A 13162-nucleotide genomic window follows, 5' to 3' on the forward strand; every position below is an offset into this window, starting at 1 on the left:
GCAGGTCCATCGGGGCGCGGGGGGTCACAGCTGTCTCCGCAGCCGCAGTCCGCGCGGGGTGGCGGAGAATCCCGCTTCGGTGAGAAAACCGGCGAAGGTGTTGCCGTGCACGGACTCTCCATCGACCTTGTCGATCACCAACGAGTCGACGTGGCGGTTGCGTACCAGGTTGGCCAGTGCGCTGGCCGCGGCCTGGCGCGCGTCCGGGTCCTCGGTGAAGGTGAGCAGCGTCTTGCCGCCGCGCTCCAGGTACAGGGCCAGTTCGCCGTCGATCAGCACGACGATGGCGCCCGCCTTGCGTCCGGGACGATGACCCGCGCTCTCGGACGACCCCTTAGGCCAGGGTAAGGCCGCGCCGTACGGATTCGCCGGATCGCTGGCGGCCAGGGCGAGCGCGGTGGTCCAGCGCTGTCGACTCTCGCCGGAGCGCGAACGGTCGGTATCGAACGAGCGCAGCCGATCCACGACATCGGTGGTGGAGAACTGCGCGCCGCCCAGCGAATCCACGAAATAGCCTCGGCGGCAACGCCCCCGGTCCTCGAACTCGGTGAGCACCCGATACATCAGTGCGAATCCGCCAGGCACACCTTCGTTCTGGACGGAGCCTCGGGTGAGCACGCCATAGCGTTCCAGCAGCATGTCCGCGGTGGCGTGTGCTCGAACGGTGTTGTCCGACACCCGATCAGGAAGCAGCGACCACCGTCCGGCCACGGCAGGTGGTCCGGAACGAGTCGGCATGCTCGGGCGAGGCAGGTAGGCGCGGCCACGAGGTGTGCGTCGCGGGGTGCGGTGCGCGGTCGTGGTCCGCGCCGTACCCGACAGCAGCGCCCGCACTGGAGCGAATGTGTCGCCGGAGACCACACCGGCCCAGACCAATTCCCACAGCGCGGTGGACACCTGGGTGTCATCGAGTAGCCCGGTGGCATCGGAGAGCTGTCGGAAGAAGTAGGCGCCGCCACCTTGCAGTACCGATGGCAGTCGCAGCGGCGGTTGGTTGCTTGTATCCGCTGAACGACTCCCCCCTGTCGAGCCATTGGTGGTGCTCGCGCCGCTTCCAGTCGCTGGACCGTCGTTCGTCGTCGAGTTGCCGCCGGGGGGTGAGCCGACGGTTCCGCGTGATTTCGAGCTGCCGCTGCCGGTTGAGTGGTCGGGGGTGATCGTCGACCCGGTTGCAGAGCCGCCCTGTATGGCTGAATCGTCCAGCGTCGCATCGTCATCCAGCAGCACGACGCCGGCGGATGACCGAGGATGGGGAGTCCTGAGGGGACTTGCGGACTCGGTCGAGGTCCACGGCGCATTGGACGCGCCGAGAGCGGTGAGCAAGAGTATGTGCACTTCGGACAACTCGATGTCGTCGGGCGGCGCCAGTGTGAAGGGGGCCTGGTCGGTCAGGTGCAGGGCGATCCAGCCGTCCTTGGCGGTGATGGAGCCGTGGCCGGACCAGACGACCTCGCCGGTGGCCATGAGTTCGTCCAGCATGGCGGGGGAGTAGTCGCGGACTCGGGCGGGCAGGATGAGCGATTCCCAGGCGGAGGCGGGGATCGGTACGCCCGCAAGCTGTTCCACGACGGTGGCGACACCGTCGACGCCGCGCAGATCGCCGGTGCCAACGTGCTGCCAGGACGGGAGGAAGCGGCCGAAGGCGGCGGTAGCGACCGGCTCGACCTCATGTCGGGCGGCGGCGAGGGAGCGGCGTCGCAGGCGGCGCAGGACCTCGGTGTCGCACCATTCGGAGCCGCTGGCGGCCGGGGTGAATTCGCCTTCTACTACTCGCTTTTCGGCAACCAGGCGGTGCAGTGCGGTGGCCGCTACGGCGGTGCCGAGGCCGAATCGGGCGGCGACGGCCTCGGTGCTGAACGGTGCGTGGGTGCGGGCGTAGCGGCCGACCAGATCGCCGAGTGGGTCTGCGACGGGTTCGATGAAGGCCGCCGGGGTGCCGATCGGCAGCGGTACGCCCAGTGCGTCACGCAGCCGCGAAGCGTCCTCGACGGCGACCCACCAGGTGTGGCCCGCGAACGAAACCTCCAGCGCGCGTCGCGATTTCACCAACACGGCGAACCATCGGGCGGGGCTGTCGGCGGCGGCGTCGCCTTCCGCTCCACCGGTGCGGTTGTGGGTCAAGGCGTCGTCTATCGCATCGTCGCCCGCTCGCTTCGCTTGATCGAGGTTAGACAGTTCCCGATCCGCTCCACCGACGCACCGTTCGGCCGCCTCGTCGGCGGTCAGTGGACCGAGCAGCCGCAGCAGATCGGCCAGACCTTCGGCGTCGCGGGCGCGTCGTTGCGGAGTCAGTCGTTGCAGCTCCAGTTCAGTCTGCTCGATCACCGCCGTGTCCAGCAGTTCTCGCAGTTCCACCCGGCCGAGTAGTTCGGCGAGCAGGCTGGAATCCAGCGACAGCGCAGCGGCCCGGCGTTCGGCCAGTGGGCTGTCCCCGTCGTACATGAACTGCCCGATGTAATCGAACAGCAGGGCATTCGCGAATGGCGAAGGCGTCGCGGTCTCCACCTCTACGAGGCGAAACTCGCGTCGCGCAACTCGACTGAGCAGGTCCCGCAGCGACGGCAGATCGTAGACATCGCACAGACATTCGCGCACCGTCTCCAATAGGATCGGGAAGTCGGGGTACTTCCGGGCCACATCCAACAGCTGAGCCGAGCGCTGCCGCTGCTGCCACAGCGGTGCGCGCTTGCCTGGATCACGTCGGGGCAATAGCAGCGCCCGCGCCGCGCACTCCCGGAAGCGCGAAGCGAATAGCGCGGACCCGCCGACCTGTTCGGTGACGATCTCGTCGATCTCATCCGGCTCGAACACGAAAAGCTCTGCGCCGGGCGGATCGTCGGTGGTGTCGGGCAGTCGCACCACGATGCCGTCATCGGACGATGTCGGTGCGGCATCGACTCCGAACCGCTCGCGCAGCCGCGCCCCGATCGCCAGCGCCCACGGCGCATGCACCGGCTGCCCGTATGGCGAATGCAGTACCAGCCGCCAGTCACCGAGTTCGTCCCGGAACCGTTCCACGATCAGGGTGCGATCGGTGGGCAATCGACCGGTGGCGGTGCGTTGTTCCTCCAGCAGCATGAGCAGGTTCGATGCGGCGTTGTCGTCGAGACCCGCGCCCCGCACGATGTGCGCGAAGCCACCTGCGCCGTTGTTCGTCGAGTCGGCCACGCCGGACTTCGCCGCCGAAGTCGCTCGAGCACCGGTCTTCCCGCGCGACGGTCGCTTCCTGGGCGTGGACTCCACGTCATGTTCGAGGTCGGTCGCAGTGTCGCCGTCGAGGGCTGGACTCGAATCCATCGTCGTCGGCGTAGGCGTCCGGGACTGTCCGCGCGACCCATTGCGTGTGGAATCGGCGTTGGTCTCCGTTCGCTGCGCCAGGGCGGCGGTGGATTCCTGTCCGGCCTTGCGGATGAATTCGCCGAGGGCCGCACCGAGTTCGGCGGGACGGCCGAGCCCGTCGCCGTGCCAGAAGGGCAGTCGGCCCGGCTGACCGAATGCCGGGGTCACCAGCACTCGGTCGAAGGTGATCTCTTCGATCCGCCAGCTGGTCGCGCCGAGGGCGAACACATCGCCGACCCGTGACTCGTACACCATCTCCTCGTCGAGTTCGCCTACCCGCGAGGATTTTTCGCCGACCATATACACCGCGAACATGCCGCGGTCCGGGATCGCGCCACCGGAGGTCACCGCCAGACGTTGCGCGCCGGGGCGTCCGGTGAGCGTGCCAGCATCGCGGTCCCACACCAATCGCGGACGCAGCTCGGCGAACTCGTCGGATGGATAACGGCCCGCGAGCAGATCGAGTACCGACTCATAAGCCGAGCGGGGCAGCGACGCGTAACTTCCTGTGCCGCGCACGATTTCGAACCACGCATCGACATCGATCGGTTCCAGCGCGCATGCGGCCACGATCTGCTGCGCCAGAATGTCGAGGGGATGCGCCGGAATCTGGATCGTCTCGATCTGCCCCGCCGTCATGCGCTGCGAGGCGACCGCGCAGTGGATCACGTCGGTGCGGTGCTTCGGGAACAGCACGCCCCGCGAGATCTCTCCCACCTGGTGCCCGGACCGCCCGATGCGCTGCAACCCGCTCGCCACCGACGGTGGCGCCTCCACCTGCACCACCAAATCGACCGCGCCCATATCGATTCCGAGTTCGAGGCTGCTGGTGGCTACCACGCAGCGCAGCCGTCCACTCTTGAGATCATCCTCGATGAGCGCGCGTTGCTCCTTGCTCACCGAACCGTGGTGCGCCCGCGCCAGCAGCGGACCGGCACCGTGGATCACTTCGGTTGACGGCCCCAGCTGAGCGGGGGGTTTGTGTTCGGTGTCGACGGGCGGACCGATCCGCGCCGCGTACGCCTCGTTGAGTCGCGCGGTGAGCCGTTCGGCCAGTCGTCGCGAGTTCGCGAACACGATCGACGAGTGGTGCTCGAGCACCAGATCCACGATTGCCTCGTCCACATGCGGCCAGATCGAGCCTGGTTGATCCGAGTCGCCGGGTTCGGTCATATCCGCCACCGGCACCCGCACCGACAGGTCGAAGGTCTTCGGTGCGGGCGGCGACACAATGGTGATCGGTGCGTTCCCGACCAGGAATCGCCCCACCTCCTCGGGCGGCCGCACCGTCGCCGACAATCCGATCCGCTGGGCGGGCCGTTCGGTCAGCAAATCCAACCGGGCCAGTGACAGCGCCAGATGCGCGCCGCGTTTCCCGCCCGCGATGGCGTGCACCTCGTCCACGATCACCGTGCGTACCTCACTCAGCGTCTCCCTGGCCGCCGAGGTGAGTATGAGGAACAGTGATTCCGGCGTGGTGATCAGGATGTCCGGCGGCGTGCGCTGCATCGACCGCCGATCCGCGGCACTGGTATCGCCCGACCGGACACCGACCGTGATCTCGGGCGGATCGAGCCCCAACCGCTTGGCGGTCTGCGTCACGCCGACCAGCGGCGCGCGAAGATTGCGTTCCACATCGACCGCCAGCGCCTTCAGCGGCGAGACGTAGAGCACCGAGGTGCCGCGTCTAGGGGGCTTGCCAGCGGGTTTCGGCCGGTTCGCGAGCTGATCGATGGCCCACAGGAACGCCGACAGCGTCTTTCCCGAACCGGTAGGCGCCACCACCAGCGTGTGCTCACCCGCCGCGATGGCCTGCCAGGCACCCAGCTGAGCTGCGGTCGGCGCGGGAAACGCGCCGTCGAACCACTCCTGGGTCGCGGTGGAGAACTGGGCCATGGGATCAGTCTGCACCCGGGCACCGACAATTCATCGGGCCGCGAAGACAAACCGGCGGCGGCGTTCGCGTCCGGCGAACTGTCCGAGCGAAGGCAGAGCAATCGAATAACGGCTACTATCGCCGCGCCGTACGCTTCCATCCGTGCAAAAGGTGCTCAGACTCGACCTGGTCAGCCATGGCATGACCGAGGCGATGCGAAAGGCACGTTTTCCAGTCGACGAGTCGCTGACCGAGGCGGGCCGCAGGGCTATCGCCGCGTGTGGGCTGCTGACCGCCGCCCGAGTCCTCACCGGCCCCGAACGCCGGGCTGTGGAAACCGCCGCCCTGATGGGGCTGCCCGGCGACGAGGACACCCGCCTACGCGACCTCGACGCAGGGGCGTGGCGCGGCGGCGAACTGATGTCGGTGCCGCAGGACGAGCTATACGCCTGGCTGACCGACCCGCAATTCCGCGGTCACGGTGGCGAGTCCGTGGTGGACGTGGTCGAACGGACCAGGTACTGGATGGCCGAGATCGCCTCCGAGGGCATGTCCACCATCGCGATCACCCATCCCGCGGTGATCCGAGCGGCGCTGCTCGTCGCGCTGGACGCGCCGCCGAAATCGTTCTGGCGGATCGACATTCCGCCGGGCAGCGTCACCCGGCTGCACTACCGCGGCGAATGGACGTTGCACTTCACGGCGTGACAGTGCTCTCCTCGACGAACCGACGCCGTCGGCCCTGCCACCATGGACATCAATGTCTGGGGCCTCATCAACGGCATGCGCACCGTAGTCCCCGGCATGATCGGTCGCGGCCACGTCGTCAACGCGGCCCGGAACTATGGTTCCGGGCCGTCTCCCGTAGTAGCGGGGACAGGATTTGAACCTGCGACCTCTGGGTTATGAGCCCAGCGAGCTACCGAGCTGCTCCACCCCGCGTCGGTACAACTAATGGTACACGTCGGTCTGCGGAGCTCGGCGGACGGGCTAGCGAAAGGCTGAATCGGTAAGTGGCTCAGCCGAATTGGATGCCTTGGGCGAGGGGGAGTTGGTCGGAGTAGTTGATGGTGTTGGTGGCTCGTCGCATGTAGGCCTTCCAGGAGTCCGAGCCGGATTCGCGGCCGCCGCCGGTTTGCTTCTCACCGCCGAACGCGCCGCCGATTTCGGCGCCCGAGGTGCCGATATTGACATTGGCGATGCCGCAGTCGGAGCCGTCGGCGGCGAGGAAGCGTTCGGCTTCGCGTTGATCGGAGGTGAACACTGCCGACGAAAGTCCTTGTGGCACCGCATTGTGCAGGGCGATTGCGGTATCGAAGTCGTCGTAGGTGAGCACGTAGAGGATCGGCGCGAAGGTCTCCTCCCGTACCACCTCGGTCTGTGCGGGCATTCGGACGATCGCGGGGCGCACGTAGTACGCGTCGTCGCCGAAGCCGTCGACTCGTTCACCGCCGCAGATCAACTCGCCGCCATCGGCGAGCGCTTGCTCCAGTGCGGCGCGCATGCCCTGGTAGGCGCGGCCGTCGATCAGTGGGCCGACGAGGACGCCCTCATCGAGCGGATTGCCAACGCGCAGTTGCTCATACGCGCCAGCGATCCGTTCGAGCAGTGGGTCGACGATATCGGTGTGCGCGATCAGTCGCCGTAGCGTCGTGCAGCGCTGCCCGGCCGTGCCCGCCGCCGCGAACACGATGCCGCGAGCGGCCAACTCCAGATCGGCCGACGGGGTGACGATCGCACCGTTGTTGCCGCCGAGCTCCAGCAGGCAGCGGCCGAACCTGGCGGCCACGCGCGGCGCGACGGTCCGGCCCATCCGCACCGAGCCGGTGGCGCTCACCAGCGCTACCCGCTCGTCGTCCACCAGCCGGGAACCGACCTCGGCGTCGCCCTGAATCAGTTGGTGCACTTCGGGATCCGCGCCCACATCGGCGGCCGCGCGACGCAGGAGGGTGTGGCAGGCCAATGCGGTCAGCGGCGTCGTCTCCGACGGCTTCCACACCACCGTGTCCCCGCAGACCAGCGCGACAGCGGTATTCCACGCCCACACCGCGACCGGGAAGTTGAACGCCGAGATCACGCCGACCACGCCCAGCGGATGCCAGGTCTCCATCAGGCGATGCCCGGGCCGCTCCGACGGCATGGTCATGCCATACAGCTGCCGAGACAACCCGATCGCGAACTCGCAGATGTCGATCATCTCCTGCACCTCGCCCACGGCCTCGGCGCCGATCTTCCCCGCCTCCAGAGTGACCAGTTCGCCGAGTTCGGACTTGTGCACAGTGAGCAATTCGGCCAATCGTCGCACCACCGCGGCCCGGACGGGTGCGGGCATGGTGCGCCAGCTACGGAATGCCTCGGCGGCCCTGCCTATCGCGGCATCAACCGCGTCGAGGGAGTCGGCGCGCAATGTCACGAGCTGACCACCGGTAATAGGTGTGCGCGCGGGCAACGCGCCTGCCGCGGGCGGCTCGGTGCCGAGCCCGCGCAGCAGTTGCGCCGCACGCGTGGACAGGTCGTTGGTGAGGTGCTGGTCAAGGGTGTGTGTCATCGGTTGCTCCGCTATAGCTTTGGGCCGTCGCACAACGCTGTGCTGTTACGGGGAGTGAACGAGTCCAGGTTTCCGCCACGAGTCGCGCTAGCTGGGTTAGCCTTCGCTGATGGCGGATACACCGGCAAGACCCGCACTCGACGACATCGATCGCCTGCTGATTCGTGAACTGATGGCCGACGGTCGTGCGACCCTGTCGAACCTGGCGGAGAAGGCGAGCCTATCGGTCTCCGCAGTGCAATCGCGGGTGCGCCGATTAGAGGCGCGCGGGGTGATCCGGGGCTACACGGCACACGTCGACCCCGAGGCACTCGGCCAACTGTTGTCGGCATTCGTCGCGATCACTCCTCTCGACCCGTCGCAACCCGATGACGCGCCCGCCGTGCTGCAACATATCCCGGGAATCGAGGCATGCCACTCGGTAGCGGGCGACGAGAGCTACGTGTTGCTGGTGCGGGTGGCTTCGCCGCGGCACCTCGAGCAGCTGCTGCAGGAGATCAGGGCGACCGCCAACGTCAGGACTCGAAGCACCATCATCCTGCAGACATTCTACGACAGATAACGATTTGGCCGTAATTAATCCGACAAGTTGTAGAGATTCCGTAAATATTTCCGTACGCTGACCGGTGTGACCCTCGAACTGGACTACACCCGCACGGACGTTGACATGGCACCGGTCACTCCCGCAACCCGGGTGCACGAGATCCTGTCGGCGCACATCCTGGCCGACGGCTTCGACTTGGTGCTCGACCTCCGTAATTCGCGTGGCTGCCGGATCGTCGACGAACGAGACGGCAGCTCCTACCTGGATATGTTCGGCTTCTTCGCGTCGAACGCGCTGGGCATGAACCATCCCGTGCTAGCCGACGACGAGGTCTTCCGCGCCGAACTCGCCGCCGCCGCACTCAACAAACCGAGCAACTCCGACATCTACACCGTCGAAATGGCCCGGTTCGTAGCGACTTTCGCGCGCGTGCTCGGCGACCCGCGGCTACCGCACCTGTTCTTCATCGACGGTGGCGGGCTCGCGGTGGAGAACGCGCTCAAGGCCGCGTTCGACTGGAAGAGCAGGCACAACGAATCCCACGGGCGCGCACCGGAACTCGGCACCAAGGTGCTGCACCTGACCGGAGCGTTCCACGGTCGCACCGGCTACACCATGTCGCTCACCAATACCGATCCGGTGAAGGTCGCCCGGTTCCCGAAGTTCGACTGGCCGCGCATCGACGCGCCCTTCCTTGCCGACGGCGTCGACATCGCCGCGGCCGAAGCGCACGCGCTGGCACAGGCACGTCGGGCCTTTGCCGAAAACCCGCACGACATCGCATGTTTCATCGCCGAGCCGATTCAGGGCGAGGGCGGCGACCGGCATCTGCGCCCGGAATTCCTCCAGGCCATGCAGGCGCTGTGTCACGAAAACGACGCACTGTTCGTGCTCGACGAGGTGCAGACCGGTGTCGGCATGACCGGAACCACTTGGGCCTACCAGCAACTCGGCCTCGAGCCGGATGTGGTCGCGTTCGGGAAGAAGACCCAGGTGTGCGGCGTGATGGCGGGCGGGCGCATCGACGAAGTGCCCGACAATGTGTTCATCGTCAGCTCCCGGCTCAATTCCACCTGGGGCGGCAACCTCACCGACATGGTGCGCTCCCGGCGCATCCTCGAGGTGCTCGAGGATGACGAGTTGATCGCGCGGTCCCGGCCGCTCGGCGAGCATCTGCTTCGGGGTCTCGAAGGACTCGCGGCGGCGCATCCGAGCATCACCGAACCACGTGGACGCGGCCTCATGTGCGCGGTCACGGTGTCCTCGACGCGATTACGGGACGAGGTGCTGACCGCGCTACGCGAACGCGAGCACATGCTCATCCTCGGCACCGGCGAGCAGGGCATCCGCTTCCGGCCGCCGCTCACCGTCACCGATGCCGAGTTGGATTCGGCGGTCGACGCTTTGGATCGGGTGCTGACCAGCCTGGAGTGACGTCGTTACGAATGTCCGGATCGCTGGATCGGCTTGGGCTGATCCGGCGCGGACTGCCGGGAATTCGCGCGGCCCGCCCTCGGCTTCGCACCCATGTCATCTCGTCTTCACCACCCAAATGGTCTGGTACAGCGCGTGAACCGATCGGGCCCAGCCGGTTACGTCGGCGGTGTCGTTGGGGGTGGGGGTTACGCCGATTTCGGCGACCAGTTCGGCGGTGGTCGGTTCGCAGACTGCCCAGGAGTAGTGGGTTTCGTTGTCCCACTGGGTGGTGCGTTGGGTGACGTAGGCGGGTCGGTGATGCCGCCTTCGGCCAGGGCGGGGCGGTCGTCGGCGCGTAGGGCGCGCAGGTACCAGGTGCCCGCGTTGATTTCGACCGGTTCCATCAGTCCTTGGTCTCCCTGCGATGGTCCCGGTGGCGGTCCCGGTGTCGCTCGTGACGATTACCGAACAGCAGCGCGCCCATCAGCGGAATGGCCAGGAACCACAGCCAACTGCCGGTGGTGAAGAACAGGATGACAGCGACGATCGGGATCACCGCCATCACCCGCTCCGGCCACTCGGCCAGGAACCCGCTCTCGCGTTTGGCGGGCACGGCGGCGGCAACCACGACCGGCTCGGGCAGATCGATGAACACCTTGTCCAGATCGCCGCGGGTCATTGCGGCCGCGACGACAGCGCTGCGCTCGTCGAACTCGGCGACGCTGAGCCGCCCGGCAGCAAAATGATCGGACAACCGTTGCATCGCTTGCTCGCGCTCCGCAGTGCCGATGCGGATCTCAGGCACGTCACTCATACCAGCAAGGCTAGCGGCAGTTGTCGATCACTATTCGGTCGTCTCGCGGTACGGCGCGGGCGACGATTTCGGTCAGCTGGTGGCGGCGTGGACATCGAATTCCGGACCAATGTTGTCGGCACCCTCGCCTACATGGCGCCGGAGCGATTCAGCGGCACGGCCGACGGCCGCGCCGACCAGTATTCGCTGGCCTGCGTGCTGTACGAATGCCTCACCGGGCATCGACCTTTCGGGGACATCGATTCCGCACAGCAGTTGCGCGCGCATCTGATGGTCGATCCACCACGGGCCGTCGACAGGTATCGCTCGTCGAGTGGGTGCGTGGACCGGGCGACGGCGATGCTCGGTCGGGGCAAGAGGATTGGCGGGTTGTCTCCGATACGTCAGTTGGCCAGCATTGGATGAAACTGGCTCGGGGGCGGCCGGATTTTCGGAGACGGGGAGGTAGTACTACGTAGGGGACGTCACACTGTTCGGGTGTGGTCGGCGGGGTTAGGGTCGGAGCAGGTTCGGGCAATTCGGGGTCACCGGGTTGTCGCCCCACCCGCAACGGCGCGGCCACCGGGAGGTCAGTGATGGGGGAACAGTACGGGAAGTACCGGCTCGACCGGTTGCTCGGTCGGGGCGGGATGGGTGAGGTGTGGCTCGCGCGCGACACCGGTAGTGGGCGCACGGTCGCGCTGAAGGTGTTGTCGGAGAACCTCGCCGCGGATGGGGAGTATCGGCGGCGGTTCGAGCGGGAGGCCAGGCTGGGATCGGCCCTGCGGAATCCGCATATCGTGCGCATCCACGGCTTCGGTGAGCAGCGGGGGAAACTGTTCATCGCCATGGACTACATCGACGGCATCGACTTGGCCGAAATGCTGAGTCGGGGCGGCAGATTGACGCCGGCGGCGGCCGTCGATTTCGTCGGGCAGGTGGCCTCGGGACTGGATGCCGCGCATCGGGCCGGGCTGATTCATCGCGACGTCAAGCCGTCCAACATCCTGGTCGGCAGTGGCGGGCATGCGTATTTGATCGACTTCGGGATCGCCAAGGGCATCGGCCAGACCGCCGTCACCGCAACCGGCATGGCGATCGGTAGCTGGCCGTATATGGCGCCGGAACGGTTCAACGGCACGGTCGACGCCCGCTCCGACATCTACTCGCTGGCCTGCGTCCTCTACGAATGCCTCACCGGCCGCCGCCCCTACGGCGACACCGACCCACCCCGCCAGATGCATGACCACTTGATTGCCTCGCCGCCATGCGCGGCCTCGGTGAACCCGGCGGTACCAGCGGAATTGGACGCTGTCATCGCCTGCGGCATGGCGAAGGACCAGTCCCGGCGCTACCCGAGCGCCTACGAATTCGCCGCCGCAGCACGGGCAGCCGTGGGCTTGGGGCATCCACCGCGCCCGCCCGCGCCGCCGCTGCAAGGGACTCCGAAACCTCCGACGAAGGTCATGCCGGAGCCAGGTCCGACGCCCACTTTGGTTGTGACCGGGCAAGAGTCATCGACGCCGCTGGCGTCCCAATCGCCGCAATCCAGTGTTCCGGCCAAGGCGGGCACTGGGGCACGACCAACGTCGGGCGCGCCGGACGAACCCTCATCGACTCCGCTGGGGTCCCCGCCGCGGCAAGCTACTTCACCGACCAAGATGATGTCTGAATCGGATCCGTCGCCGAGGTCGATCTCCGCCGGTTCAGCGTCAGCGCAGGCGCCGAAACCCTATGTCCCGACGAAGGTGATGTCCGAGCCGGGGCCGACGCCGACTCTGGTTGTGACGCGACTCGCTCCGCCGTTGTTGCCGCAGGCGGCGGTCAGAGGTGCCGGCCCGCAGCCGAATTCGCGGTTTACGCCGGGTTTGGTGGGCCAGCGGCCCGGTTCGCCGTTGGCTCCGGCGAAACGGCTTGCTTACCAATCGAATCCGAAGCGGCCGCGTAGTGCGTCGGTGGCGCCGCTGCGCTGGTCGGTATCGCGGGGACGTCCATGGATCGCTCCACCGGCGCCCGCGAGGCCCCTTCATCGCGGCCGCCGACGTTCGGTTGGCGTGCTCACCAAGGTGATCGGTGCCCTCGTCGTGATGTTCCTGACGCCGTTCGTGCTTGCCGCGGGTTGCGTCGCCCTGCTGGCCTCGGGCAGTCGAGTGGGCGACTCGGGCGGTGGATCAGCTGCGCCACGGCCGAGCGCGATGGCCCAGGAGCACCCCGCGCCGCCGCCGGAACCCGATGCGCCTGCGCCTGCGCAGACCCCGGCGCGTGACGGAAAGTTCGAATTCGTAGTGACCAATACCGATTTCGGGGTTTCCCGCGTCGGATTCCAGTCTGCCCGCGGCTCGTTCGTGATCGTCACCGTCGAGATACACAACATCTCCGACCAGCCGAAGCGCTTTCTCCCGTTCGGCCAGCGCCTCGTCGACACCCAGGGCCGCCAGATCAACCACGACCCCGCCGCGACCATGTGGCAGACCACCCAGCAGCGCCACGACTACTCCTTCGACCTGCGCCCCGGCCAGTCCGCAACAACCCAACTGGTCTTCGACGTCCCCGCCGACGCCACCCCGAGCCACCTCGAACTACACGACTTCCCGCTCTCCCAGGGCGTAACAATGCGATTGAATTAGCCTGAGCCTGCGAGATTTC

At 67.1% G+C, this 13162-nt stretch carries 7 protein-coding genes, 1 tRNA gene and 3 pseudogenes; 5 read left to right on the forward strand and 6 right to left on the reverse strand.

What is annotated here, in order from left to right:
• Window positions 1-24: 24 nt before the first annotated feature.
• Window positions 25-3120 (reverse strand): annotated as a pseudogene (locus ACV7NQ_RS23595) (Lhr family ATP-dependent helicase); the annotation flags it as partial.
• A gap of 276 nt (window positions 3121-3396) precedes the next feature.
• A pseudogene (locus ACV7NQ_RS23600) lies at window positions 3397-5235 on the reverse strand (DEAD/DEAH box helicase); the annotation flags it as partial.
• A gap of 142 nt (window positions 5236-5377) precedes the next feature.
• Here ACV7NQ_RS23600 and ACV7NQ_RS23605 point away from each other — a divergent pair.
• Window positions 5378-5923, forward strand: coding sequence for a histidine phosphatase family protein (locus ACV7NQ_RS23605; RefSeq protein ID WP_463361637.1), 546 nt, complete (start codon window positions 5378-5380; stop codon window positions 5921-5923).
• A 160-nt stretch (window positions 5924-6083) separates the two neighbouring features.
• Here the strand turns inward: ACV7NQ_RS23605 and ACV7NQ_RS23610 are convergent.
• Together ACV7NQ_RS23610 and amaB are read right to left on the reverse strand one after the other, a co-directional pair.
• A tRNA-Met gene (locus ACV7NQ_RS23610) sits at window positions 6084-6157 on the reverse strand.
• Window positions 6158-6233: 76 nt separating this feature from the next.
• Window positions 6234-7763 (reverse strand): L-piperidine-6-carboxylate dehydrogenase, encoded by a 1530-nt coding sequence (gene amaB / locus ACV7NQ_RS23615; protein ID WP_463361638.1) that lies wholly within the window; start codon window positions 7761-7763, stop codon window positions 6234-6236.
• 109 nt (window positions 7764-7872) lie between these two features.
• On the opposite strand from amaB, the gene ACV7NQ_RS23620 reads away from it, so the two are divergent.
• On the forward strand, window positions 7873-8325 hold the full coding sequence (locus ACV7NQ_RS23620; RefSeq protein WP_040732134.1) for an Lrp/AsnC family transcriptional regulator: 453 nt from the start codon (window positions 7873-7875) through the stop codon (window positions 8323-8325).
• A 105-nt stretch (window positions 8326-8430) separates the two neighbouring features.
• Window positions 8431-9741 (forward strand): L-lysine 6-transaminase, encoded by a 1311-nt coding sequence (gene lat / locus ACV7NQ_RS23625; protein ID WP_463365789.1) that lies wholly within the window; start codon window positions 8431-8433, stop codon window positions 9739-9741.
• A 96-nt stretch (window positions 9742-9837) separates the two neighbouring features.
• Here lat and ACV7NQ_RS23630 read toward each other — a convergent pair.
• A pseudogene (locus ACV7NQ_RS23630) lies at window positions 9838-10127 on the reverse strand (hypothetical protein).
• Complete coding sequence (locus tag ACV7NQ_RS23635; protein ID WP_463361639.1) at window positions 10127-10537, reverse strand: DUF1707 SHOCT-like domain-containing protein; 411 nt, start codon at window positions 10535-10537, stop codon at window positions 10127-10129. The pseudogene ACV7NQ_RS23630 and the gene ACV7NQ_RS23635 overlap by 1 nt, the downstream one beginning before the upstream one ends.
• Window positions 10538-10624: 87 nt before the next feature.
• Between ACV7NQ_RS23635 and ACV7NQ_RS23640 the strand changes: the two genes are divergently transcribed.
• Window positions 10625-10942 carry a protein kinase domain-containing protein gene (locus ACV7NQ_RS23640; protein WP_463361640.1) on the forward strand — a complete coding sequence of 106 codons (318 nt, stop codon included), beginning with the start codon at window positions 10625-10627 and terminating at the stop codon, window positions 10940-10942.
• A 170-nt stretch (window positions 10943-11112) separates the two neighbouring features.
• Window positions 11113-13143, forward strand: a complete 2031-nt coding sequence (locus tag ACV7NQ_RS23645; RefSeq protein WP_463361641.1) for a serine/threonine-protein kinase — start codon at window positions 11113-11115, stop codon at window positions 13141-13143.
• Window positions 13144-13162: the final 19 nt, after the last annotated feature.

This window comes from Nocardia sp. Tas62D01 (assembly GCF_055232035.1).